This window comes from Paenibacillus graminis (assembly GCF_000758705.1).
In the GTDB taxonomy this organism is placed as follows: Bacteria; Bacillota; Bacilli; order Paenibacillales; family Paenibacillaceae; genus Paenibacillus_AQ; species Paenibacillus_AQ graminis.
Map to the genome: position 1 here is coordinate 4,162,807 of NZ_CP009287.1, position 24,782 is coordinate 4,187,588.

A 24,782-nucleotide genomic window follows, 5' to 3' on the forward strand; every position below is an offset into this window, starting at 1 on the left:
CCTCCCCTCTATAATAGAGCAGGTTGATTAGTCAATGGAGACGGAATCCTGATGCATTTCATCATTAGAAGTTCTTGGTCTGCCGTATTCCTGCTCTGCCTGGCTTTCGCTCTTGATATCAATTTTCCAGCCGGTCAGCTTGGCGGCAAGACGGGCATTCTGCCCTTTAATGCCGATTGCCAGCGACAATTGATAGTCAGGAACAATGACACGCGCCATTTTCTCCGCTTCAAAGACCTGAACCTCAAGCACCTTGGACGGACTAAGCGCGTTAGCCACATACTCCTGAACCGCATCGGAATAACGGACGATATCAATTTTCTCACCGCGGAGCTCAGTAACAATAGTCTGAACACGTGTGCCTCTAGGGCCTACGCATGAACCGACCGGATCCACTTCCGGGTTGCGCGAAAAGACGGCAATCTTGGAACGGAATCCGGCTTCGCGGGCAACGGAACGAATTTCGACGACACCGTCAAAAATTTCCGGAACCTCAAGCTCGAACAGGCGTTTCAAGAGTCCAGGATGACTGCGGGACAGCATGATCTGCGGCCCTTTGGTCGTGTTCTCAACCTTGGTGATATAAGCCTTGATGCGTTCGCTTTGCTTGAATTTCTCACCCGGCATCAGTTCGCTAAGCGGCAGAACCGCTTCGATCTTGCCCAGGTCAACATAGATGTTGCGCATATCCTGACGCTGTACAAGACCGGTAACAATGTCATCTTCCTTGTCGATAAAAGCGTTATAGATCAGTCCGCGCTCCGCTTCACGAATGCGCTGGGTTACCACCTGCTTGGCCGTCTGGGCGGCAATGCGGCCGAAATCACGCGGCGTTACTTCAAGCTCGGCGATATCCTCCAGCTGGAAATGAGGGTTGATCTCACGTGCGGACATCAGCGAGATTTCGGTGCGGGTATCCAGCACCTCCTCGACAATCAGCTTGCGGGCGAACACCTTGATTACGCCAGTGTTGCGGTTCATGTCGACACGCACATTCTGCGCGGCATTGAAGTTGCGTTTATAACTTGAGATCAGCGCAGCTTCAATGGCTTCGAACAACACATCCTTGCTGATGCCCTTCTCTCTTTCCAGTTCATTCATAGCTTCGATAAAATCCATACTCATGAAATTCCGGTCCCCCTTTCAAGACGTTAAAAAATAATGGCCAATCTCGCACTGGCGACTTTGGCGTACGGTACAACATGTTCTTTTTTGCCCGCGGAGATGAGCAGTTCCTCGTTCTCGAACGAGAGCAAACGACCTTCGAATTCCTTGAGTCCTTGAATCGGCTCATATACCGTTACATAGACGTCCTTGCCGACCGCTTTGGCAACATCCGCAGCTTTTTTGAGCGGACGTTCAGCACCAGGTGAGGAAACTTCAAGAAAATACGCCTCAGGTATAGGATCATTCTCATCCAGCTTCTGGCTGAAATATTCGCTGATGGCACCGCAGTCATCAATATCAATGCCGCCTTCTTTATCAACGAATATGCGCAAAAACCAGTTGGAGCCTTCCTTCACATATTCAACGTCCACCAGTTCGAAACCATTGTCCTCGAGATAGGGCCCGAGCATCTGCTCTACCGTTTGTTTAATTTTGGATTTGGGTGTGCTCAAAAGAAGATAACCTCCACGAACTTGTCTTTTGCTATATACCAAAGATAAAGAGTGGGTTTCCCCACTCTTTACACAACGGACTTATCTCATTATTACCAAAAAAATTATACCATAGTGCATCTGCACTGACAAGTGCCGGCCCTTGACTGCCTCATTCTGCAGGGCAAAAAAGGATGTTTATTTCCACTTTGTGGGGCTGCTTATCCCGGGGCCCCCGCAAAGTACCTGACTGTTCTTCGAATCTTAACTCCACTTTGTGGGGCTGTTAAAACAGTGACAGCTGGTTGCTCTCCGGCAATCCGCGGAAGCAGCCCATGCCGTTCAGCAGTTCGACAACCGTCTTGCTCGCCTTTGATTTCTGCTGGAAGTCCTCAATGGACAGGAACTCTCCAGCTTCCTTCGCAGCAGCGATATTGATGGCGGCATTGTCCCCGATTCCCGCAAGCGAAGAGAATGGAGGAATCAGGCTGGTGCCGTCAACGGTAAATTTGGTGGCGTCGGAACGGTACAAATCGATATTCTTGAAGGTGAAGCCGCGCGCGGTCATCTCCAGAGCCATTTCCAGCACAGGCAGCATCGCTTTTTCCTTCGGCAGCGCCTGGAAGCCTTTTTGCTCAATTTCTACGATTTGCCGGCCGATCGCCTCATAGCCTTTGCAGCATAACTCAATGTCAAAATCGGCCGCCCGGACCGAAAAATAGGTCGCATAATATTCAATAGGATAATACAGTTTGAAGTAAGCGGTGCGTACTGCGGAAATAACATAGGCGGCAGCATGCGCCTTCGGGAACATGTACTGGATCTTCAGGCAGGAATCAATATACCAGGCGGGTACCTTGCATTTTTTCATTTCCTCGATCCATTCGGCGGACAAGCCCTTCCCCTTACGGACACTCTCGGTAATTTTGAAGGCCAGCCCCGCGTCCATTCCCGCCTTGTAGATCAGGTAGAGCATAATATCGTCGCGGCAGCCGATAACTGTCTTGATGTTGCAGGTGTTGTTCTTGATGAGCTCCTGGGCATTGCCCAGCCAGACTCCTGTCCCGTGGGACAATCCGGAGATCTGCAGCAAGTCGGCAAAGCTGGACGGTTTCGACTCTACCAGCATCTGCCGGACAAACTTCGTCCCCATTTCCGGTACTCCATAGGTGGCTACCGGCGTGCGGATCTGGTCCGGTCTGACTCCAAGCGCCTCCGTGGAATTGAACATGCTCATAACCTTGGGATCATTCATCGGAATGGTCGTCGGGTCAACGCCCGTCAAATCCTGAAGCATACGCATCATGGTCGGATCATCGTGTCCCAGAATATCGAGCTTCAGCAGGTTCGCATCGAACGCGTGATAATCGAAATGGGTGGTCTTCCATTCGGCAGTGACGTCATCCGCGGGGTACTGCACTGGAGTAATATCTTCGATCTCCATATAATCCGGCAAAACGACGATACCGCCGGGATGCTGGCCTGTGCTCCGTTTCACACCTGTGCAGCCTGCCGCCAGACGCCCGACCTCGGCTCCGCGCCAGCGCTTCTGGTGATGTTCCTCATATTTCTTCGTGAAGCCGAAGGCGGTTTTTTCGGCTACTGTACCGATAGTACCTGCCCGGAAAACATTGTCCGGTCCGAACATGGTCTTGGTAAAATTATGGGCATTCGGCTGATATTCACCCGAAAAGTTAAGATCGATATCGGGAACCTTATCTCCCTTAAACCCGAGGAAGGTCTCAAAGGGAATATCCTGCCCTTCCCCCCTGAGCTTGCCTCCACAGTCCGGGCAATCCTTGTCCGGAAGGTCGAAGCCGCTTGGAACGCTCCCGTCAAGAAACCACTCGCTGTGCCGGCACTCCGGATTAGCGCAGATATAATGCGCAGGCAGCGGATTAACCTCGGAGATCCCGAGGAAGGTTGCAACTACAGAGGAGCCTACGGAACCACGCGAGCCGACCAGATATCCATCCTGATTCGACTTTTTAACAAGGCGCTCCGAGATGAGATAGTTGGCAGAGAAGCCGTATTTGATAATCGGCGCCAGTTCCTTTTCCAGCCGGGCAACGACAACCTCTGGCAGGTCTTCGCCATAGATTGATTTTGCCGTATTGTAGCAGGTATTGCGGATTTCTTCGTCAGCACCTTCGATGACAGGCGTGAACAGCTCGCTTGGAAAAAGCGGATATTCCTCAAACCGATCGGCCAGCGCAACAGTGTTCGTAACGACAACTTCCATCGCTTTTTCCGCACCAAGGAATTCAAATTCAGTGAGCATCTCATCTGTTGTGCGGAAATGGGCGTCCGGCTTGCGCTGGTCCTTCAGCGGGCTGAAGCCGGTAATCCCATGAATCGTAATATCGCGGAACAGCTTGTCCCGAGGCTCCAGATAATGCACATTTCCAGTGGCGATGACTGGCTTATTCAGCTGCTCGCCAATCTCGCAGATCTTGCGCACAACACCACGCAAATCCTCCGGACTGGCCACAAACCCCTTGTCCACCAGATGCATGTACATCGTCAGCGGCTGAATCTCCAGAACATCGTAAAATTGCGCGACTTCCATCGCTTCCTCCACCGTCTTATTCAGCACAGCCTCAAAAAACTCGCCGCGTTCACAGCCGGAAATCACCAGCAGGCCATCCCTGTGCTCTTCCAGCTTGGACTTGGGAATGCAGGGCACGCGCTTGTAATATTCCGTATGTGACATGGAAATCAGCTTATACAGATTTTTTTTGCCTGCCGGATTAAGCGCATAAATGCCGCAGTGGAACGGCCGGACATTGGAGAGATCATTGCCGACATAATCATTCAGCCGCTCCAGACGGGTGATGTTCTTGAGCTTCTCCGCATCTGCCAGCAAGCCGTTCAAGATGCCCGCCAGTGCAACGGTATCATCCACCGCACGGTGATGGCTCTCCAGCAGAACCTTATATTTATCCGCCAATGTGTTCAGACGGTGATTCTTCATGCTGGGGAACAGGAGACGGGCCAGCTCCAGTGTATCCAGCGAGGGGTTGGGCAATATCGGCTTGCCCAGCTTCGTCAGTGAAGCCTGGATAAACCCCATATCAAATCTGGCATTGTGGGCGACCAGGACGCTGTCCCCGACAAATTCCACGAACTCCTCCAGCACAGGCTCCAGATCCGGCGCATCCTTCACCATTTCATCTGTAATGTTGGTCAGCTGCTGAATATGGTAAGGGATCTTTTCATGCGGATTGACAAATGTCGTATAACGGTCCAGCTCCTTGCCTTCGCACATTTTGACTGCCGCCAGCTCAGTAATATTATTGCGCGTAATCGACAAACCGGTGGTCTCGATATCGAACACAACATAGGTGGCTTTTTTCAGGTCAAGCGGCTGCGGATTCTCGACAATATTCACCGAGTCATTAACGACATTGGCTTCAACACCGTATAGCATTTTGATTTTATGTTTATGGGCCGCGTGATCGGCATCGGGAAAGCTCTGTACCACGCCATGATCAGTGACTGCAATGGCCGGATGCCCCCATTTGGCGGCTGTTTTGACATAGGCATCAATGGGTGCAACCGCATCCATCGTGCTCATCGTCGTATGCAGATGAAATTCTACCCGCTTGACTGGAGCCAAATCTTTACGGGCAGGCGGTGCCTGCACCTCGGACAAATCCGAAGGAATCATGACCAGCTCAGGAATCTGCATAAAACGGTCGTATTCCACTTTGCCGCGTGCTCTGACCCATTTGCCGTTCGCCAGTTGTCCCATAACCTTCAGATCTTCCTTAGTTTTGGCAAACATCTTAATTTGCAGTGAATCCGTAAAGTCCGTGATGCAGAAAGTGAACAGCGTATTGCCGTTGCGCAGCTCCTTGCTCTCGAGTCCGAAGATGGTTCCCTGGATTGTGATTTTCTTTTCTTCATCCTGGATTTCAAGGATCGGTACAGCCTGCTCCTTGATTTCATACCCTACCTGGAGCTTGATCACTTCGTTCGGATCACCTTCGTCTTCAGGCTCGTCCGGCTCGCTGGCCATCATCATCATTTCCACCAGCTCCCGCTGCTCCTGCTGCAGCTTCTGCTGGAATTCCTCATAGGCATCCGCTTTGCTCTCATTCTCGGCAATCTGCAGCTTAACCTTCAGGGAGAGGCCGAAAAATTTATCGTAAAATTTCACAATCGCGCCTTCGATGCCTTTTTTCCGGGCCAATTCGAGTGACATAGAGTCGTTCAGGCTCAGCAGCAGCGTCCCGTCCTGCAATTCCTGAGTGGAACGCGTCAGCCAGCCATTGACAGAAGGAATCTCCCGCTGGACCCATTCCAGAAAAAGCCCCCAATATTCCTGCACTAGCTCCGCTCTGCTAATTTTCTCATCATATAGGAACAAAAAGCTGACTTTGGCAATATGCTGCAGCTTCTCACGCATTCTAAGTACAAAAGTCCGGTACGTCTGGGCCGGAACCAAACTTTCTTTGACAATAACAATATGCCAATCATGATTGCCGCGGCTGATCTCCACACGTTCAATGTGTCCGTCCAAGAAGTAGGGATCAATGATCGAGGGCGGAATTTCTCCCTGCTTCATTAAAAGCTCGAACCGCTTTCTTCTCTCCACGTTCTGTTCCATGCTTCCCCCACCTAACTTACGCAATGATAGAACTGCCCAATTCCAGAATAAAATAAAAAATCAGATTGTAAAAAGCTTCCGGGTCAAAAAGCTTTGGGTTCTTTCGGCCCGCCGACTCCTCTCTCCAGAAGCTAGATTTACGTGACTTGCATCATAATCATAAACAATGCAGAAGCAAATTAATAGGCTTTGGCAAAAACAACCGTATGCTCAGCCGGCTTGCCGCAGCAAATGCAGACCTGCTTCGTTTCGGCCGGGTTAAAGGGAATGTTGCGGCTGGTTGCGCCGGTTTCTTCCTTGACCTTGGATTCGCATTCCTCGGAGCCGCACCAGCCTGCCAGCGCGAAGCCGCGTTTCTCCTCCATGGATGCCTTCATCTCATTGAGTGTATCCACCGAATAGAAGTGATCCTCACGGAATTTCAGCGCGCGCTCAAACATTTCGTTATGCACCTGCTCCAGCATCGCCTGTACTTCTTCTACCAGGTTCTCCTGCTGGATAACCTTCTTCTCCCCGCTGATACGCGAGACGAGCACACAGACACCATTCTCCATATCACGCGGTCCCAGCTCCAGACGGACTGGCACTCCGCGCATTTCATATTCATTGAACTTCCAGCCAGGCGTTACATCACTCCGGTCATCGACACGCACACGGACACCCGCTTGTTTAAGTTCCTTGAACAGTTCGTCCGTACGTCCGATAACGGCTTCGCGGGTTTTGGGAGGGCCGATCGGAATCATAATGACTTGAGTAGGGGCAACTTTTGGCGGCAGTGCAAGCCCGCGGTCATCCCCATGAACCATAATCATGGAACCGATCAGGCGTGTGCTTGTCCCCCAAGAAGTGGTATGTACATACTCAAGAACGTTGTCCCGGCTCAGATACTGGATTTCAAATGCAACCGCAAATTTGGTGCCCAGGTAATGCGAGGTTCCCGCCTGAACAGCACGTCCGTCTTTCATCATGGCTTCAATGGAATACGTGTCCACCGCACCGGCAAAACGTTCCGAAGGCGTCTTCTGGCCGGTAATGACCGGTATCGCCAGATAGCCTTCTACAAAATCGCGGTAGATCTCCAGCATCTGCATCGTTTCTTCACGTGCTTCTGTTTCATTCTCGTGCGCCGTGTGGCCTTCCTGCCAGAGGAACTCACTCGTGCGGATGAACGGCAGTGTGCGCTTCTCCCAGCGGACCACGTTGGCCCATTGATTGATCAGGACAGGGAGATCACGGTAAGACTGAATCCATTTGGAGTACATATGGCCAATCATCGTTTCCGAGGTTGGACGAATCGCCAGTCGTTCTTCCAATTTGTCCCCGCCCGCCTCCGTCACCCATGGCAGCTCAGGGTTGAAGCCTTCAATATGATCCTTTTCCTTCTGGAAAAAGCTCTCCGGAATGAACATCGGAAAATACGCGTTGCGGTGCCCCGTCTCCTTGAAGCGGCGGTTCATTTCCTCCTGAATATGCTCCCAGATTTCAAAACCGTCCGGTTTGAACACAATACAGCCGCGGACTGGAGAATAGTCCATCAAATCCGCTTTTTTGATTACATCAATATACCAGCGTGAGAAATCCTCGCCCTGCGGCGTAATCTCCGTAACGAACTGCTTATCTTTGGCCATGTCGTGAAATCCTCCTAAATTCCTCCCCGCCAAGTGTTGATTTAGCATGGAAGCTGAATCAAGTACTTTGCAGGGACCCCAAAAGAATGTAAAACCTGAAAGTCCTTAACTAAGGACCTTCAGCAAAAATATAAAGATTATATGAAGCTAGGAAAATTAACCGCTGATGAGCCGCAATATATCATTATAGGTAACGGCAATCATCACCAGAAACAGCAGTGCGAAGCCTACGAAATGCACCATGCCTTCCCGGCTTGGATCGACTGGCTTGCCGCGCAGCGCCTCTACACCGAGGAAGACGAGACGGCTTCCGTCCAGCGCCGGAATCGGCAGCAGATTGAATATGCCCAGATACAGGCTGAGAATGGCCGCCCAATACGTTAAATACTGAATACCCTGCTGTGCAATCTGACCTGTCATTTGGAAAGTGCCTACAGGACCGGAGATGTCGTCCATGTTGAATTTATTGATCAATTGCTTGAATCCGATGAAGATCAGCTTGGTTGTATCAACCATGGCCGTGCCTGATTTGGTTATGGTCTCACCGAAACCGGCTTGACGGGTAGGCAGTTCAGGGGTAATCCCCACTTTGCCCCCTTCTTCCCCCTCCATGCTGCGGGGAATCATAGCTACGTTATAGGTTTCTTCGCCGCGCTGAAGTGTCCATTGCATCTCCTTGCCTTTGGACGCCGACGTCAGTGAAATCATCTTCTGGTAATCCCCGCCAATTTTCTCCCCATTGACAGATACAACAATATCGCCTTTCTTCAGTCCGGCTTCTTCAGCCGGCATGTTCGCGCTGACATCACCGATCTTCACATAGGTAGGGTTCTCGATAGGAATACCTGCCATTTGCAGATGAATCGCAAACAGCACAAAGGCCAGCAGGAAGTTCATCACTGGTCCGGCAAAAATTGCTATTGCGCGCTGCCCAACCGTTTTGCTGCCAAATTGACGGTCCTTGGGCGCAATCTGCGTCTGCTGGGTACCTTTGATCAGCATGGCTTGCGGATGAACATCATAGACAGTTACTTCCCCGTCCACATCAAGGCGGATTTTCAGTTCGTTCTCCAGATCCGTATACTGCGCTTCACCACGGATTACATTTCTGCGCGTATCGAGGGAATCCAGGTAAATGTTCTTGACCTTATTATCTTGTCCCAGTCTCACGGCGATGGTTTGTCCAGGGCCAATCTCAATGATCTCCGGGTCTTCACCGGCCATCCGCGCATATCCCCCAAAGGGCAGCAGACGAAGGGTGAACTGGGTTTCATTGCGTTTATAAGAAAACAGTTTCGGACCGAAACCGATAGCAAATTCCCGCACGAGAATACCGGCGCGTTTGGCAAAATAATAATGCCCCCACTCATGTACTGTCACCAGTACAAAGAACATGAGCACCGTTAAAAAAACGACTCTTACCATTTCCATGCGTAACTTTCCCCCTTTTGGTGTAAGACCGAAGTATGTCCTCTTAATTTATCATTATTCCAAGACCTTGCACAAGAGAATCACCAGCTCCAGCCTATTTTTCAGGGTAAAGCAAAGATTTCCAGTCTAAACCTTGATTTTCACGGTTTTATAGATTGCTCGCGAGCTCACGGGTTATCCGGTCACAGTCCTCAATTTGCTCCAGATTCGGGTAAGCTGCCCGTTCATGATGCTGAAGCACTTCTTCAATAATCTCTTCAATCCGCAAAAAAGGAATTTCATTTCGCAGGAAACGGGCAACCGCGATTTCGTTAGCGGCATTAAACGCAGTGGGAGCTGTCCCGCCGGCCTTGCCGCACTCAATGGCAAGCTTCAGGGCCGGAAAACGCGCAAAGTCCATCTCCCGGAAAGTTAAGCGCTGGGCTTCAGCCAAAGACAACCGTTTCGCCGGCGAAGCCCAGCGGTCCGGATAAGTGAGCGCATATTGAATAGGTACCCGCATATCCGGGCTGCCAAGCTGAGCCATAATGCTGCTGTCCCGGAACTCCACGTAGGAATGGATAATGCTCTCCGGATGGAGCAGCACTTGAATCTGTTCATACGGCAGACCGAACAGCCAATGGGCTTCGATAACTTCCAATCCTTTATTGACCATGGTAGCAGAGTCAATTGTGATCTTGGCTCCCATGCTCCAGTTGGGATGGCGAAGCGCATCTTCAACTGTAACATTTTTAAGCTGATCCCGGGTAAGGTCCCGGAAAGAGCCCCCTGAAGCGGTAAGCGTGATGCAGGAAACATCTTCCCGGTTCTCACCGTTCAGACACTGGAATATAGCTGAATGCTCGCTGTCGATCGGCAGCAGTTGGACCCCTTTGTGCCCGGCCAGTTCTGTCACCAGATGTCCGGCTGTTACAAGTGTTTCTTTATTGGCTAGTCCAATATGACGTCCCGCTTCAATGGCCGCAAGCGTCGAATGCAGGCCTACACTGCCCATCACCGCCGTTACAACGGTGTCTGCATCTCCTCCAGCAGCAATCTCAACCATTCCTTCGTTTCCGCTGAACAGCTCTACACCGGACGGGAGACTGGCTCTTATCTCCTCGGCCAGTTCCTTCGTGGACACAGAAACACGGCGCGGCTTGAAACGCCGGACCTGCTCCAGCAGCAGGGCAATATTGCTGCCTGCCGAAAGCCCGTCCACTTCAAAGGCATCCGGGTGCATGGCGATGACATCCAGTGTCTGCGTGCCAACCGACCCCGTCGAGCCGAGAATACTTATTTTTTTCACAGTAGAACCTTCTCCCTGTCGTTAATAGTAAGGCATAAGCATTACGATATGTACGAAAGGAAATACGATAATCCAGCTGTCACAGCGGTCAAGAATTCCTCCATGACCAGGCAGCAGCGAGCCTGAATCCTTAATACCGTACACCCGTTTATAGGCAGATTGTACAAGATCTCCAAGCTGACCCAGAACCGCGCATGATAACCCGATAAGCAGTGCGCGTCCAATAGTCAGCAGATCAGGAATAAATAAGGCAAAACCAATAGCAAACAGTATGGAGATCAAGACTCCACCCAGTGCTCCCTCTACCGTTTTGTTGGGGCTGATTGCCGGCCACAGCTTATTTTTGCCAAAGCTTCTGCCTACAAAATAGGCACCTGCATCACTTCCCCAAATACAGCATAACAGCAGGAAGGTCCAGACTACCCCATGCCCGTCATTTGCACCGCGGGCAATGGCCATATAGGAAAAACCCATTCCTATGTATACAATCCCTGTAAACATCAGAGCCGTAATTTTAATATCCTGCTTATTCTTGCTGAATACCGTGATCAATAGGAACAGCAGCAGAAGCAGCCAAATCCCTTGTTCCCAAGATAAAAATTCAGCAACCCCCATTAAATCCCATGGGATCATAAAGCACATTATGGACAAATAACCTAATATGGCGGTACCGCCGAAGGTTTGCGTGCCCGTCATTTTCACAAATTCATAATAGCCGATGAGGGCCATAGCTGTAAGCAGCAGCTGGTACGGCCAGCCTCCCCAAAAGCACAATCCCAAAAACACCGCTCCGGCAACAATTCCGGTAATCAATCGCTGCTTCAAAGGTTCCCATCTCCCATCAGGCTACTTCAGTCCACCATAACGGCGTGTGCGGCGCTGATACTCCGCCACAGCCTGCAGCAAATGCGTTTTGTCAAACTCCGGCCAATAGGCATCGGTAAACCAAAATTCACTATAGGCAACCTGCCAGAGCATAAAGTTGCTGAGACGCATCTCCCCACTCGTACGGATCAAAAGATCAGGGTCAGGCAGACCTGAGGTCATCAGCCTGTTGTCTATCAGCTGAGATGTTATATCCTCCGGTGACAGTAAACCCGCCTGAATATCCCGGCCCAACCCGCGCATGCAATCTTCGATTTCTTTGCGTGAGCCATAATTTAGCGCAAAATTTAATATAAGACCTGTATTATGCTTAGTCCGGTTTACTGCCTCTTCCATCGCCTTGCGGGTATGGGCGGGCAGGGCATCGGTATCGCCCATCACACGCACTTGCACGTTCTTTTCGATAAGTTCATCCAGCTCCAGAGCCAAGAACTCCACTGGCAGACGCATCAAAAAGTCTACTTCTTCCTTCGGCCGTTTCCAGTTCTCAGTAGAGAAAGCGTACATGGTCAAGAACTCCACTCCCAGATCATTCGCAGCAATCGTGGTACGTTTGACTGCCTTCATCCCGTTCTGGTGCCCAACGATTCGCGGCAAGCCGCGCCGTTTCGCCCAGCGGCCATTCCCATCCATAATGACTGCGACATGCCGGGGGATGTTATCCGGTGAAATCTCGACTGGCTGCTCCTGCCTGTCTTTACGGCTCAGCCACGCTTGAATCCGTTTGATCATTTCCGTTTCCTCCAAGCTCTTATCAGAAAGAGACAAACCCCACCATAAACGGAGGGGCCTGAAGTCTCTTGAATTCCATTATACTTCCATAATCTCTTTTTCTTTGGCCAAGAGCACTTTATCAACTTCAGCTATGAACTTATCCGTTGACTTCTGAATGTCCTCCTGGTGCCCGTGGGATTCATCTTCCGAAATTCCGTTCTTCTCCATCTTCTTGATGTCATCATTGGCATCACGGCGGATGTTCCGGATAGCTACCTTGGCTTCCTCACCAAATTTCTTGGTGAATTTCACCAGCTCGGTGCGGCGTTCTTCGGTCAGCGGCGGGATGGATAAGCGGATAATCGTTCCATCGTTCGCTGGAGTAATCCCGATATCCGATTTGAGGATTGCACGTTCGATGTCGGACATCGAAGTTTTATCCCAGGGCTGAATCAGCAATGTCCGTGAATCCGGTGTGCTGATATTGGCCAGCTGGTTGACAGGGGTAGGCGCACCGTAATACTCAACTTGAATGCGGTCCAGAAGAGACGTAGAAGCGCGTCCCGCCCGCAGTGTCGCCAAATCGCGTTTTAGCGATAAAATTGCTTTTTCCATACGCTCTTCGGCATTTTTCTTCACCGATTGTGGCATTAATCTACACTCCCTTTAACAATCGTCCCGATCTTCTCACCGAGAACGACACGTTTGATATTGCCTTGCTCTGTAATAGCAAACACAATGAGCGGTATATTATTATCCATGCATAGAGAGGAAGCGGTGGAATCCATAACGCCAAGATTTTTGTTGAGCACTTCCATATACGTAAGCTGCTCGTATTTCTCGGCAGTACTGTCTTTGAACGGGTCAGCAGAGTATACGCCATCCACTTTGTTCTTCGCCATAAGAATGACTTCCGCTTCAATTTCAGCTGCCCGTAGTGCTGCTGTCGTATCTGTAGAGAAGAACGGATTGCCCGTACCCGCTGCAAAAATAACTACACGGCCTTTCTCCAAATGCCGTATCGCCCGGCGGCGAATGTAGGGTTCAGCAATCTGCTGCATAGAGATCGAGGTCTGGACCCGTGTCGGCACATCTATTTGCTCCAGGGCATCCTGCAAGGCAAGGGAGTTCATCACCGTTGCCAGCATTCCCATATAATCGGCTGTGGCCCGATCAATGCCGCTTGCGCTGCCTGCGATTCCACGCCAGATATTGCCTCCACCGCACACAATAGCAACCTGAACCCCTAGCTCAACGACTTCCTTGACCTGTTCCGCGATGGAAATAATCGTATCGGCGTCAATGCCATATCCGTTTTGACCTGCGAGTGATTCTCCGCTAACCTTAAGGACTACCCTCTTAAATACCGGCTGTTCCAATTGTATACCCTCACTTTCTTACAAAAGACGGAACACTACGTGTATGTGTTCCGCTCTTTTGATGCTTGCCATTATTCAATTCTGTAAGCTGTAGACAGCATGCTATTATTGATTGACTTGGGCCATAACTTCTTCTACGAAGTTGTCGACTTTCTTTTCCAGACCTTCGCCCAGCTCATAACGGACAAAGCGGCGGATGGAGATGTTTTCTCCGATCGTGCTGATTTTTTCGTTCAGTAGTTGGGAGACCGTTTTGTCTTGGTCTTTCACGAAGGTTTGTTCCAGCAGACAGTGTTCTTCGTAGAACTTGCTGATGCGGCCTTCCACCATTTTTTCTACGATTTTTTCCGGTTTGCCTTCGTTCAGCGCCTGAGCCTTCAGAATTTCTTTTTCTTTTTCCACAGCTTCAGCCGGCACTTCTTCACGACGAACATACAGCGGGTTGGCTGCTGCGATCTGCATGGCAATATCACGGGCGAATTCCTTGAAGGAATCTGTTTTGCCTACGAAGTCAGTTTCGCAGTTGATTTCCACAAGCACGCCAATGCGTCCGCCGGCGTGGATGTAAGATTCAACAACACCTTCAGTTGCAATACGTCCAGCTTTGTTAGCAGCTGCGGAAAGACCTTTTTCACGAAGCAATTCTGCTGCTTTGGTGATATCACCGTTAGCTTCTTCCAGCGCTTTTTTGCAATCCAGCATGCCTGCGCCAGTTCTTTCACGAAGTTCTTTTACTGCTTTTGCATCTACTGCCATTGTTAATTCCCTCCAGATAGTTGTCGTTATGTTACATTTTCAAGTCTATTATCCTAAAAAAAGGGCAGTGAGAGGTTATCCACCTGCCAACCACCCTTTTCATTTAAGTTCTTGTTAAGTACCGGCTACTGCTTAAGCTGTAGTTGTATCTTCGCCCTGGTGAGCTTCAACCACTGCGTCAGCCATTTTACCAGTGAGCAATTTCACGGCGCGGATCGCGTCGTCATTACCCGGGATTACGTAGTCGATTTCATCCGGATCACAGTTGGTGTCAACGATAGCCACGATAGGGATACCCAGTTTGCGAGCTTCCGCAACAGCGATGCGCTCTTTACGCGGGTCAATGATGAACAGCGCGCTAGGCAGGCCTTTCATGTTTTTGATACCGCCCAGGAATTTCTCAAGACGATCTTTCTCTTTGCGGAGAAGGATAACTTCTTTCTTAGGCAGAACTGCGAAGGTACCGTCTTCTTCCCAAAGTTCCAATTTCTTCAGACGGTCAATCCGTTTCTGAATGGTCTGGAAGTTAGTCAGGGTACCACCCAGCCAACGTTGGTTAATGAAGAACATACCCGAACGTTCAGCTTCTTCTTTTACGGAATCCTGTGCTTGCTTCTTCGTTCCTACGAATAGGATTGTGCCGTTGTCGCCAGCGACGCTTTTTACAAAGTTGTAAGCTTCCTCTACCTTTTTGACTGTTTTTTGCAAGTCAATAATGTAAATTCCGTTTCTTTCAGTGAAGATATAACGATCCATCTTTGGATTCCAACGACGAGTCTGATGACCGAAGTGAACCCCAGCTTCGAGAAGCTGCTTCATGGAGATTACTGCCATCTTCACACACCTCCTAGGTTTGGTTTATTGTGTGTCTCCTCCGCCGCGTGTCATTTTCCTACAAGACTTTCTTCAGAAGAAAGCACCCCTTGTCGAAATCAACCGGCGTGTGTTTTAACACCGTTTATTACTATATCATAATAAAACAACGTATGCAACGCTTCATGTTAATTTCTTCGGACCCTGCCACGCGGACGTTTACTTCACGGTAATCAGCTTGTCGATGATTGAATCGATGCTTTCTCCCTTTGTAAAGCTATAGCCGCCATATTGAATTTTTGTATTAATTTTACGGCTGTTGGCGCTTTTGAGAAACTCTGCCTTATCTTTGATCACTCCAGCCTCAGCCAAAAGATCGGCGGTCCCGGAGAGCGTTGCTCCTGTAGGGATCTTTAGAGAAATCCCGCCTGCAGCCACCGGATCGGGTGTCGAGGGAGCTTGTACCGGTGACTCCTTTACCTGCGGTTTCACCGCTGCAGTGGTTTTTGGTGCAGCAGGTGCTGAAGGCTTCGCAGGTGTTACAGCATCGGTTGGCTGTGTAGCAGCCTTAGGCGAAGCTGCAGGCGAAGTTTTCGGGGATACAGAAGGTTTGGCCGAACCTGCCGGAGCCTTCACGGCCGTATTTCCTGCCGCTGCGGGATCTTTGCTCTGCGGATCTACTTCTCCCTCTGCTGCCGGTGCATCTGCAGCTTTGTCGGTTACGGTCAGGTTCAGCTTGGCCGCTTCCTTGAGCAGCTGCTCTTTGGTCATAGGAGCGGCTCCGCCCGAGAGCATCAATTGAAGCAGCAGCGCTCCGCTAATCAGTCCGGTACCAAGGCCAAGCATGAACGAGCGATTCTTGATCATACCGACTCCTCCTGATTGGCTAGCTGCAGAATCAGCTGGACTTCTCCGCGCTGCAGACCTGCCGTCTTGGCGATAGAGTCAATAGATTTGCCTTGCTCATGCAGCTCGAACAACCGGGGGTAACGCTGTTTGATCGAACTGACAGGTTTAGGTTTGGGGACAGGCTCTTCAGTTAATGGCTCCTTGACGCTCTGCTCAGCCGTCTCCGCAGCGCTCCCCTTGCCAAAAGCTGCCGACAGCTGGAGCAGGCTTTTTTCCTCAGCGGTCAGCCGTGCATCAAGCAGCAGCGAGCTTTTTTGCAGTTCTGCCACCTGCTCCCGCAGACCGGCAATCTCCTCCTGGAGGGCGGCCCGGTTATTCTGGGCCTGCTGCTTGATGCCGCTGACCAGCTGCAGCAAGTTGTCATTATCACGCTCAATGTCTGCCATATACAGTTCAAGCGCGGCTTCGGTCTCTTTTAAACTTTGTCGGTCCGCTGTCTCGTTCTTGCTGCGGGCTGGCAGTCTCAGGGCATAGACGATAGCAACAGCGCCAACCAGCACGATGTATACCCATGGTTGCAAGTGCCTTATCTCCTTTTGCAGTTCAATTCATACTATCCATTACAGACTCAGGTCAATGCGGTGTCCCTTATAGGGGTGCTCAGCATCGTGAGCGGTCTCCGTCTTTTGAGGTTTGGGCGGGGCAGAATGGCCACCCGGCTGTTGACCTCCACCTTCACGATCGCGCAGAGCCGATTCAGCGGATTCATCCACTTCACTGCTCCGCTGGGCGAGCTGTTCAGTCTGCTTCACATTCTGCCCTGCCAGTTGCTGCTGGTCCAGAGCGGGACGATGCTGCAGTCCATTTTGAATTTTGCCTGCCTCCGTTGTCCGGGGCAATGCAATTTGGAGTTCCACCGGTTTCAGACTCATAATACCCTCTCCTCCACTGAAATGTTCGCAGCGCTAAGCAGATGAATCCTATACCCCCGGTATACCGCCACAGCTGTTCCAGCTTTACAGATTAGGCGTAATAGTTATATCGCCTTCGCTGTAAATGAAGGTAACCCGTTCCGTCGGGTCCTTCACGAAGCGGGTATACCTGCCGATAACAATCTTAGAGCCTCCATAGATGGTTTTAATCACCTCTACTCTGGCTCTGCCGGTATCCTCCAACATTTTTTCAATCTCAAGAATGCGCTCTTTGATTTTTTTCTCCTCACGCATATGGGATTGCTTGGTAGCATTCAGCTTCACACGAAGAGCCACCTTGTCAGGAGAGAGTTGACCGTTGTTTGCAAGCTGATTAAGCAGATACAACGCTTTGTTGGTCTTATCCTCATTCTCCAGCAGATGGCGCAGTTCCTGGCGCAACTCGTTGATCTCATTTCTAAGCTCGGGAACAACGCCCACCTCAATTGCTGTCGCTGTCGACATGGTGTTGCCAATGGTTCGTGCCACAACACGTTCGCCGGCCTGCACTACGCCCCCTACAATCAACCCTTTCGCACCATTGCACAGGACATCCCTGCCGGCCCTGATATTGGAATGCATCACGCTCTGCGACACAATCACATCCTCACCGGCGACTACATTCCCGTCCTGGATGAAGGAAACCTTCACATTTTTACCGGCGCTTACAAGACCTTTGTTGTATCCGATAATTCCTCCGGTAATTTCAATGGATCCTCCGGAGATCAGGTCTGCTCCTTCAACCCCGCCTACCACACGGATATCCCCTGCAGATTTGACGGTGAAACCGGTCAGCACGTTCCCCCGGATCACAACTGTACCTACGAAATCAATGTTGCCTGTGCTGTAATCCACATCCCCATTGACTTCGTAGACTGGAAAAACATTGATCTTGCCTTTGTCTGTTAAGGTCACAAGTCCATCAATTGCTGCATACATAGCCGTTTCTTCCTGATCCACCAGCACGTTCTTGCCTACTTTGAAATGAGCCTCTTTGCCTGGTCTGAACGGCAGCTCCTCCCCAGTAACCATCGTACCGCTTTTTCCCGGCTGGGGTGGAATTATTTTGGCGATAATCTGACCTTTCAGAACGTTATGAAGCCGGACTAAATCCTTGTAATCTACTTTCCCATCCGCCATCTCCAGCGGTTTGCGGTCCTCTTCCAGATCGACAGTGAGTACTACTCTTCCGTCAATACCATTCACAGCAGGTTGTCCTATAGCAATAGGCACCCGATTGAAAAAGTACTCTTCTGGATTGGTGCTGATACGTTGAACGATGTCCCGCTGAATCCCGTAGCGAATGTTGTGACTGTGCAGGAAGCTTTCCAGATCTTCAATTGTGCAGGAGAAATTTTCATCCTTCTTAGAAAACTGAAGGTAAGCAATCCCCTTATCCTCTGAAAAGGTGATATTCATATACTGGCTCAAAACATAATGACCGATCAATTTCTGCTCCCCCTTGTCACCGTCGCCCGGTTAGTCGTTTTGCATGAGAAGATCCCGGTTTTTCTCAAGTGTCCCTCTCAGCCGCAAAATAGCTTTGGAATGAAGCTGCGAAATCCGTGAAGGAGACAGTGACATCACCTCGGCGATCTCGCTTAAAGACAAATCTTCATAATATAAAAGGGACACAACTGTCCGTTCTTTCACTGTTAATTTCTCGATGCCTTTGGTCAGGGTATCTCGTAGATAAAATTCATTCACTTTTCGATCCGGGTTCTTGGCTTTATCGTCCACCAATATGGACATACGGGTCTCTGATTCTTCTTCACGGATAGGATCCTCAAGCGAGCATAGCGACATGACCGCCACATCCTGCAGCATATTTTGAAATTCCGGCTCCGTAATGTTCAAATACTGGCTCATTTCCTCGTCACTCACAGATCTCAAGTATTTCTGTTCTAGCTGCTGGTAGGCATCCTCGATTTTTTTGGCTTTTTCCCGCACCGATCTGGGAACCCAGTCACTTTGCCGCAACGAGTCAAGGATCGCTCCACGCACACGCCAGGAAGCATAGGTCTGAAACTGCAGCCCCCGTTTGTAATCAAACTTCTCAATCGCGTCAATCAAGCCCATCACACCATTGCTGGCCAAATCGTCTTTGGATACATTCTTAGGCAGTCCCACTGCCAAACGGCTGGATACATAGTCAACAATATGGAGATAACTCTCAATCAGCTTTTTTTTGGCTTCAGGATTCCCGTGCTCTTTCCACTGCTCCCAGAGACCGTCAGTTTCTGATTGAGAAGCTTTATGCTCGTTCAACGGCTTTCACCCTTCCCAAAGTGTAGTCAGCGGGCCCAGACAGAACCCGCTTATTCTTCTTTCAGGTGACGAACGGCCTTGGCCAATTCTTCAGGATCTTTCATAGTGACCAGCTTGGGAGGCTGCATCGGCGTAAAGCCATCCGCGTCCCTGCCTGCCTTTTCCGGCTTTTGCTTCAACAGATTGATTAGTTCTTCATCCTGGCCCGGAGTGCTGATATCGAGATTGGAGCCAAGTTCCCCAGTCCCCTCAGCAGAGGCCGTCTCGCCGCTCTCCAAAGACCCGGATTGCTCATTAATAAAACCCAATACCCATCTTAAGAGGAAGGCAAGCAGAAACCAGACAATAAAACCAATAATTCCGCGAATAAGGCTGGTTCCCAGTAAGTTATGCCCATAATTGATGAGAAAGGTGAATCCAAATCCAAGCAATCCGAACAACAGACTCAATAGAATTTTACCCTTCATGGCTATATTTCCTTCGTGCCTTTTTGAACACTGCGGATATACAATATTCCGGTGTTGCAGGCAATTTCTATAGTACGGCCGAAATTTCCGCCAGTATCCTCTGCGATGAGCGGTATGTTCAAGGCCTCAAGAGCAAGCTTGCAGGATTCCACATTCCGAGGCCCGATCCTCATGGTGTCACTCCCCCCGGCAAAAGCGAACATCTGGGACCCTCCGGCCATTTTGGCCACAAGACGGCTCCGGACGGCGCCAAGCGCGAGCAAGCGGGATAATAGTTCCGGCAGTGCAGTGTCCGCAAATTTGGCGATATTCATTTGTCCCTCCCGGGCAATTTCAGATGAGGGCAGCATCACATGTGCCATCCCTGCAAGCTTTTTCCCGGGATCGAACAAAGTAACTCCTACGCAGGAGCCGAGGCCTGTTGTACGAACAAGACTTTCCTCACTGCCTACGTTAAGATCCGCCATACCTACTTTAATAACGCTTTGCTCTTCAATCATTATCGAACGGTACTCCTAATGCTTTGAAGATTTTCGGGAAAGATTCCGGATCGGGAATAAGGAAAAATTGCCCTTCAATTTCGTTTTGCCCTTCAAGAAAAGTGGTATCGATCAGTAAAGCATCATCTCCCATTTGTCCGAACTGCAGCAGGCCATAGCTTAGAATCGCTCCAGCCATATCCATAGCCAGCGCAGGTACGGTCGGATACATGGACAGCGAAGTGAAATCCGCAAGAGAAGATAGATAAGAGCCGGCCAGAATGTTGCCGATTTCGTTCAGTGCCGACAGCTCCATCTCGCCGAATTCTCCATTGCCTGTGAGTTCAATGCCGGCTATCCGGCTAAGCAGGTTAATTGCCGCCTCAGGTGTCAGGATGAAGAACAGATTGCCCGGTGCTTCTCCTTCGACCCGCAGGAACACGGCATAGACCAGCTCTTCTGCCCCACCGACCTTGTCGGTGATTTCTTCAAAATTAAGCAGCTGAACTTTGGGGACAGCCATATCAATCGGTTTGCCCAGAAGCTGTGACAGCGCGGTGGCAGCGTTGCCGGCTCCTATATTCCCGACTTCCTTCAGCACATCCATTTTAAAATCCTTGAAGTTTTTGAATAGCTCCACAGGTTAGCCCTCTAGACTTTCCAACTGCACAATTTCATTCTTGTTCAGCACTTCGGACAAGTTAAGCATAATGAGCAGACGGTCTTCTCCGATTTTGGCCACCCCGTCCAGATATTTAGCCTTGATGCCGCCCACTACATCCGGCGGGGTATCAATAGCATCCTGGTTCAAATCAATAACATCGTTGGCCGAATCTACAATAAAGCCTACTTCCATTTCATTGACCGATACGATAATGATCCGGGTCTGGTCTGTGTGCTCCGCCTCTTCAATTCCGAAACGGCCGCGCAAATCAATAACCGGAATCACAACTCCGCGCAGATTGATAACCCCTTTGATGAAGGAATACGTCTTAGGCACGCGGGTGATCGGCATCATACGCTCGATTGTTTGCACCTTTTCCACTTCGATCCCGTATTCTTCAGTTCCGAGTTTAAACACAATCACCTTGATGTCTTCAGCCATGGAATGAACCTCCCTGTTCTATCCTATATTATTTAATAAAAGCATTCGGATCAATAATGAGCGCGACCTGCCCGTCACCGAGAATGGTGGCACCGGATATGCCTTGAACCTCTGGCAAATATTTGCCGAGATTCTTGATGACAATTTCGTTCTGTCCGATAAAATCCTGAACTGCCAGAGCAACCAGGCGTTCCCCCTTGCGCACGACCACAATTTCGGTTTCTTCTTCTGTGCTTTCATCATAATCCGGTACTGAAAAGAGTTTGCTTAGTGAAACCAGCGGAATATGGCTGTTGCGGAATTCTACCATTTTGTTGCCGTGAATGCTCCGGATCTGAGTTTGCTTCACAATGCCGGTTTCCACAATGGACGAGAGCGGTATCGCGTATTTCTCTGAGCCCAGACGAACAAGCATAGCTGCGATAATCGACAAGGTCAGCGGCAGCTGTACTGAGAAATTAGTACCTTTGCCTTGTGTGGAATAGACCACCACATTCCCGCCCAGAGAGGTGATTTTTGACTTGACAACATCCAATCCCACTCCGCGGCCTGATACATCGGAGATTACCTCAGCCGTACTGAATCCCGGTGCGAACAGGAGCTGTATTGCCTCATCGTCGGAATAATTCGATGCTTGTTCTTGCGAGAGAATGCCTTTTTTGATCGCAGACTGCAGAATCTTCTGCGGATTGATTCCGGCACCGTCATCTTCGATTTCGATAAAGACATGGTTGCCGCTATGGAATGCCCGCAGATTAACTGTTCCTGTATCAGACTTTCCGGCAGCTAAACGTTCTTGAATCCCTTCAACACCATGGTCTACTGCGTTTCGCAGCAAGTGGACCAGCGGATCACCGATTTCATCGATAACGGTGCGGTCCAGCTCCGTCTCGGCGCCGGTAACAACCAGATCGATTTTTTTATCCAAGGATTTGGCGAGGTCACGAACCATGCGCGGGAACCGGTTGAACACGGTATCCACTGGAACCATGCGCAGCTTCATGACAATATTCTGCAGATCTCCGCTGACCCGGCCCATGTGCTCTACCGTTTCCGTCAGATCTGCATTTTGGACTTCTGAAGCAAGCTGCTCCAGCCGGACCCGGTCGATAAGCAGCTCGCTGAAGAGATTCATCAGCACATCAAGCCGTTCTATATCTACACGGATCGTCCGTGAGGGCGCTCCCCCTGTTCTCGCAGGAGCCGGTTTGCCGGCTTCTTCTTTGGCATGTGCAGCAGATGCCGGTGAAGCATTAGAAACAGGAGTTGCTTCTTTGACAGGAGCAGGCGCTTCGGCCGCAGCCGCAACCGTATCCTGTCCCATTTGATGCAAGGACTCCTGATCCAAGGCGACCGCAGTTACCTTGTCGATCTCGGACAGATTCAGAATCATCGCCTGGATCTCACTGGCTTCCTTTTGGGTTATGTAATAGAGCGAAAAGCTATGGTCGAATTTCTCCTGCTCTATGTCTTGAACCGAAGGGAAGGATTTGACGACCTCGCCAGAACGTTCGAGGAGATCAAAGACCATATAAGCCCGCACTGCTTTGAGCTGGCAGTCCTTGCGGATGGCCACATCAACATACAGCACCTTATGGCCTTCCTGAAGCGACTGCTCCAGAACTGAGTATTGAAACTCATCAAGAAATACGGGAGCTTCCGCAGTCGCTCCTGCAGCCACTTCGGCAGCAGCACCGCCGGCTGCAGTCGGGATCTCGCCACGGACAATAGCCTGCAAAGACGCAACAATGGCCGATACATCCGCCTTGCCTTCTCCGCCGCCTGTAATATCCTCGACCATGGATTCCAAGGCATCCAGACTTTTGAACAGCGTGTCAAAAATGAAATCCTGCATCCGCAGCTTATTGTTGCGCACTAAGTCCAGTACATTCTCCATTTGGTGCGTAAGTGAAGCCAAATCCTCAAAGCCCATGGTTGCCGCCATACCCTTCAAGGTATGGGCAGAGCGGAAAATAACCTGTACAATGCTCAGATCTTCAGGATTTGCTTCAAGCCCCATCATACTTTCGTTCAATGACTGCAGATGATCATTTGACTCATCAATAAACATGGATAAATATTGGTTCATGTCCATGAGCCGGCACCTCCCCTTCAAGTTCGCTTTTCCATTATTTTACGGCTTGCACCAGCCTTGGAGCAATTTCTTGCAAAGGCAGGACATGTCTTACACAATGCAGTTCCACCGCAGAACGCGGCATCCCGTAAACCACACAGGTTTCTTCACTTTCGGCAAAGGTGGAAGTCACTCCTGAATCATAAAGTGACTTCATCATTCTGGCACCATCACTGCCCATCCCTGTCATAATCACTGCGTGCCGCTCCAGTGAGGTGTATGGAAGAATGGACTCGAAGAGTGTATCCACCGATGGGCGGTGTCCGTTGCGGGCTTCTTCCAAAGTCAGATCAATGGCATATTGGCCGCCCGCAGCCGGAACTACCCTCATATGATAGCCGCCGGGAGCAATGTATGCCGCCCCCTGACGCAGAATCATTCCCTGTTCTGCTTCCGCCACTTCAAGCGGACTGAAAGTATTCAGCCGCTGTGCCAGCGACTTGGTGAAATTGGGCGGCATATGCTGCACAATGACAATAGGTGCTGGAAAATCAGCCGGAATATTTTCAAGAAATGCTTTTAAAGCTCTAGGACCGCCCGTGGAACAACCGACGGCTACCAGCTTGCGCAATCCCTTATTGTTGGGCTTGCGGTCCCCGCCTGCAGCAGAGGATTCAAGATTAGCTGCAGCAGCTGGCCGTGAATCCGGCTGTACCGGTTTGGCTTCCTCTTTCGATCGGTTCCTAGAGGGATCGGAAGCCGGTTTGGGAAGCCGCGCGGGGCCCTTGGCCGCCCCTGGCGGAAGAGCGCCTTCCGGAGATGTTCTTCCCGGCGAACCTTTGCCCTTAACCATCTCTGGAGCGGGACTCAATTCCGGCTTGGCCTTTGGTTTGTCAGCCAGCTTGCGTGGAAGCTCCGGAGCTTTCTTGGGAGCTTCCGGGGGTTGTTTGGCAGGCCCGCGCACCGGTTGCGGTGCAGAGGCCGCCTCTGCAGCAGGCAGCTCAGGCACCTTGTATGCGGAAGCTCTGGCTTCGCGCTGCTGGCGGGCAAGCATTGCCTCTTTCATTTGCTCTCTCAGCGATACGCCCACAGCTATAATATCCTGTGAGTTCGATATGGAGGGCTTGCGGATAAAATCAAAAGCCCCCCACTCCAGTGCCAGAATGGTTTCCTTCATGCCCTCTTCATTAATTCCTGAGAGCATGATTACCGGCAGAGGACGCTGCGCCATTATTATTTTGAGCGCCTCCAGGCCGTTCATTTCCGGCATCTCGACATCCATGGTTACCAGATCCGGAGAAAGTTCGTTGACTTTTTCAATGGCTTCACGTCCGTTGGATGCCGTTGCCGCAACCTGAAAGTTAGCATCATTTTCAATTAAATCGGAAATGATCTTGCGCATGAATGCAGAATCATCAACAACCAAAACTTGATAAGGTTTCATATCATTTCCACCTCTGTTCCT

The 24,782-nt window shown here is 50.4% G+C and carries 23 protein-coding genes; all 23 read right to left on the minus strand.

Annotated features, from left to right (window positions below; genetic code table 11):
- Window positions 1–27: 27 nt before the first annotated feature.
- The 23 genes from nusA to PGRAT_RS17655 all read right to left on the minus strand — a co-directional run bounded on the left by nusA (window position 28) and on the right by PGRAT_RS17655 (window position 24,761).
- Entirely contained in the window at window positions 28–1,125 is a 1,098-nt protein-coding gene (gene nusA / locus PGRAT_RS17545; RefSeq protein WP_025705363.1) for a transcription termination factor NusA, read from the minus strand.
- A gap of 26 nt (window positions 1,126–1,151) precedes the next feature.
- The gene (gene rimP / locus PGRAT_RS17550) at window positions 1,152–1,619 is read right to left on the minus strand and encodes a ribosome maturation factor RimP (RefSeq protein ID WP_019910451.1); all 468 of its coding nucleotides are present in this window, start codon (window positions 1,617–1,619) and stop codon (window positions 1,152–1,154) included.
- A 265-nt stretch (window positions 1,620–1,884) separates the two neighbouring features.
- Window positions 1,885–6,210: a PolC-type DNA polymerase III gene (locus PGRAT_RS17555; protein ID WP_025705362.1), complete on the minus strand. Its 4,326-nt coding sequence runs from the start codon at window positions 6,208–6,210 to the stop codon at window positions 1,885–1,887.
- Window positions 6,211–6,389: 179 nt separating this feature from the next.
- The gene (gene proS, locus PGRAT_RS17560; protein WP_025705361.1) at window positions 6,390–7,838 is read right to left on the minus strand and encodes a proline--tRNA ligase; all 1,449 of its coding nucleotides are present in this window, start codon (window positions 7,836–7,838) and stop codon (window positions 6,390–6,392) included.
- Between the two features lie 156 nt (window positions 7,839–7,994).
- Entirely contained in the window at window positions 7,995–9,269 is a 1,275-nt protein-coding gene (gene rseP / locus PGRAT_RS17565) for an RIP metalloprotease RseP (RefSeq protein ID WP_025705360.1), read from the minus strand.
- 148 nt (window positions 9,270–9,417) lie between these two features.
- Window positions 9,418–10,557 (minus strand): 1-deoxy-D-xylulose-5-phosphate reductoisomerase, encoded by a 1,140-nt coding sequence (locus tag PGRAT_RS17570; RefSeq protein WP_025705359.1) that lies wholly within the window; start codon window positions 10,555–10,557, stop codon window positions 9,418–9,420.
- Window positions 10,558–10,578: 21 nt separating this feature from the next.
- Complete coding sequence (locus tag PGRAT_RS17575; protein WP_025705358.1) at window positions 10,579–11,382, minus strand: phosphatidate cytidylyltransferase; 804 nt, start codon at window positions 11,380–11,382, stop codon at window positions 10,579–10,581.
- 21 nt (window positions 11,383–11,403) lie between these two features.
- Complete coding sequence (locus tag PGRAT_RS17580) at window positions 11,404–12,174, minus strand: undecaprenyl pyrophosphate synthase (protein ID WP_025705357.1); 771 nt, start codon at window positions 12,172–12,174, stop codon at window positions 11,404–11,406.
- Between the two features lie 78 nt (window positions 12,175–12,252).
- A complete protein-coding gene (frr, locus tag PGRAT_RS17585) occupies window positions 12,253–12,807 on the minus strand; it encodes a ribosome recycling factor (RefSeq protein ID WP_025705356.1) in 555 nt (184 codons plus the stop codon).
- Window positions 12,807–13,535, minus strand: a complete 729-nt coding sequence (pyrH, locus tag PGRAT_RS17590; protein ID WP_025705355.1) for a UMP kinase — start codon at window positions 13,533–13,535, stop codon at window positions 12,807–12,809. Before pyrH ends, frr begins: the two co-directional genes overlap by 1 nt.
- A 105-nt stretch (window positions 13,536–13,640) precedes the next feature.
- Window positions 13,641–14,291, minus strand: coding sequence for a translation elongation factor Ts (tsf, locus tag PGRAT_RS17595; protein ID WP_025705354.1), 651 nt, complete (start codon window positions 14,289–14,291; stop codon window positions 13,641–13,643).
- Between the two features lie 132 nt (window positions 14,292–14,423).
- A complete protein-coding gene (rpsB, locus tag PGRAT_RS17600; protein ID WP_020434093.1) occupies window positions 14,424–15,125 on the minus strand; it encodes a 30S ribosomal protein S2 in 702 nt (233 codons plus the stop codon).
- Between the two features lie 198 nt (window positions 15,126–15,323).
- The gene (locus PGRAT_RS17605; RefSeq protein ID WP_042266953.1) at window positions 15,324–15,971 is read right to left on the minus strand and encodes a hypothetical protein; all 648 of its coding nucleotides are present in this window, start codon (window positions 15,969–15,971) and stop codon (window positions 15,324–15,326) included.
- Entirely contained in the window at window positions 15,968–16,534 is a 567-nt protein-coding gene (locus PGRAT_RS17610; protein WP_025705352.1) for a hypothetical protein, read from the minus strand. Before PGRAT_RS17610 ends, PGRAT_RS17605 begins: the two co-directional genes overlap by 4 nt.
- Before the next feature lie 39 nt (window positions 16,535–16,573).
- A complete protein-coding gene (locus PGRAT_RS17615) occupies window positions 16,574–16,885 on the minus strand; it encodes a hypothetical protein (RefSeq protein ID WP_025705351.1) in 312 nt (103 codons plus the stop codon).
- Window positions 16,886–16,969: 84 nt separating this feature from the next.
- A complete protein-coding gene (locus PGRAT_RS17620) occupies window positions 16,970–18,343 on the minus strand; it encodes a flagellar assembly protein A (protein ID WP_036704705.1) in 1,374 nt (457 codons plus the stop codon).
- A 60-nt stretch (window positions 18,344–18,403) separates the two neighbouring features.
- On the minus strand, window positions 18,404–19,192 hold the full coding sequence (locus PGRAT_RS17625; RefSeq protein WP_025705349.1) for a FliA/WhiG family RNA polymerase sigma factor: 789 nt from the start codon (window positions 19,190–19,192) through the stop codon (window positions 18,404–18,406).
- 50 nt (window positions 19,193–19,242) lie between these two features.
- Window positions 19,243–19,659, minus strand: a complete 417-nt coding sequence (locus PGRAT_RS17630; RefSeq protein WP_025705348.1) for a hypothetical protein — start codon at window positions 19,657–19,659, stop codon at window positions 19,243–19,245.
- A 2-nt stretch (window positions 19,660–19,661) separates the two neighbouring features.
- Window positions 19,662–20,159: a chemotaxis protein CheD gene (locus PGRAT_RS17635; protein WP_025705347.1), complete on the minus strand. Its 498-nt coding sequence runs from the start codon at window positions 20,157–20,159 to the stop codon at window positions 19,662–19,664.
- Window positions 20,152–20,745 carry a chemotaxis protein CheC gene (locus PGRAT_RS17640; RefSeq protein WP_411830834.1) on the minus strand — a complete coding sequence of 198 codons (594 nt, stop codon included), beginning with the start codon at window positions 20,743–20,745 and terminating at the stop codon, window positions 20,152–20,154. Before PGRAT_RS17640 ends, PGRAT_RS17635 begins: the two co-directional genes overlap by 8 nt.
- A 36-nt stretch (window positions 20,746–20,781) precedes the next feature.
- Window positions 20,782–21,243, minus strand: coding sequence for a chemotaxis protein CheW (locus PGRAT_RS17645; RefSeq protein WP_025705345.1), 462 nt, complete (start codon window positions 21,241–21,243; stop codon window positions 20,782–20,784).
- A gap of 28 nt (window positions 21,244–21,271) precedes the next feature.
- A complete protein-coding gene (locus PGRAT_RS17650; RefSeq protein ID WP_042266957.1) occupies window positions 21,272–23,338 on the minus strand; it encodes a chemotaxis protein CheA in 2,067 nt (688 codons plus the stop codon).
- Window positions 23,339–23,372: 34 nt separating this feature from the next.
- A complete protein-coding gene (locus PGRAT_RS17655; protein WP_025707204.1) occupies window positions 23,373–24,761 on the minus strand; it encodes a protein-glutamate methylesterase/protein-glutamine glutaminase in 1,389 nt (462 codons plus the stop codon).
- Window positions 24,762–24,782: the final 21 nt, after the last annotated feature.

What these genes read in the sequence shown, in the direction of transcription:
- nusA (WP_025705363.1), bottom strand. Translation starts at nt 1,125, where the DNA reads ATGAGTATGGATTTTATCGAAGCTATGAATGAACTGGAAAGAGAGAAG.
- PGRAT_RS17555 (WP_025705362.1), bottom strand. Translation starts at nt 6,210, where the DNA reads ATGGAACAGAACGTGGAGAGAAGAAAGCGGTTCGAGCTTTTAATGAAG.
- proS (WP_025705361.1), bottom strand. Translation starts at nt 7,838, where the DNA reads ATGGCCAAAGATAAGCAGTTCGTTACGGAGATTACGCCGCAGGGCGAG.
- rseP (WP_025705360.1), bottom strand. Translation starts at nt 9,269, where the DNA reads ATGGAAATGGTAAGAGTCGTTTTTTTAACGGTGCTCATGTTCTTTGTA.
- PGRAT_RS17580 (WP_025705357.1), bottom strand. Translation starts at nt 12,174, where the DNA reads ATGATCAAACGGATTCAAGCGTGGCTGAGCCGTAAAGACAGGCAGGAG.
- frr (WP_025705356.1), bottom strand. Translation starts at nt 12,807, where the DNA reads ATGCCACAATCGGTGAAGAAAAATGCCGAAGAGCGTATGGAAAAAGCA.
- tsf (WP_025705354.1), bottom strand. Translation starts at nt 14,291, where the DNA reads ATGGCAGTAGATGCAAAAGCAGTAAAAGAACTTCGTGAAAGAACTGGC.
- rpsB (WP_020434093.1), bottom strand. Translation starts at nt 15,125, where the DNA reads ATGGCAGTAATCTCCATGAAGCAGCTTCTCGAAGCTGGGGTTCACTTC.
- PGRAT_RS17605 (WP_042266953.1), bottom strand. Translation starts at nt 15,971, where the DNA reads ATGATCAAGAATCGCTCGTTCATGCTTGGCCTTGGTACCGGACTGATT.
- PGRAT_RS17615 (WP_025705351.1), bottom strand. Translation starts at nt 16,885, where the DNA reads ATGAGTCTGAAACCGGTGGAACTCCAAATTGCATTGCCCCGGACAACG.
- PGRAT_RS17620 (WP_036704705.1), bottom strand. Translation starts at nt 18,343, where the DNA reads ATGAATATCACCTTTTCAGAGGATAAGGGGATTGCTTACCTTCAGTTT.
- PGRAT_RS17630 (WP_025705348.1), bottom strand. Translation starts at nt 19,659, where the DNA reads ATGAAGGGTAAAATTCTATTGAGTCTGTTGTTCGGATTGCTTGGATTT.
- PGRAT_RS17635 (WP_025705347.1), bottom strand. Translation starts at nt 20,159, where the DNA reads ATGATTGAAGAGCAAAGCGTTATTAAAGTAGGTATGGCGGATCTTAAC.
- PGRAT_RS17640 (WP_411830834.1), bottom strand. Translation starts at nt 20,745, where the DNA reads ATGGATGTGCTGAAGGAAGTCGGGAATATAGGAGCCGGCAACGCTGCC.
- PGRAT_RS17645 (WP_025705345.1), bottom strand. Translation starts at nt 21,243, where the DNA reads ATGGCTGAAGACATCAAGGTGATTGTGTTTAAACTCGGAACTGAAGAA.
- PGRAT_RS17650 (WP_042266957.1), bottom strand. Translation starts at nt 23,338, where the DNA reads ATGGACATGAACCAATATTTATCCATGTTTATTGATGAGTCAAATGAT.
- PGRAT_RS17655 (WP_025707204.1), bottom strand. Translation starts at nt 24,761, where the DNA reads ATGAAACCTTATCAAGTTTTGGTTGTTGATGATTCTGCATTCATGCGC.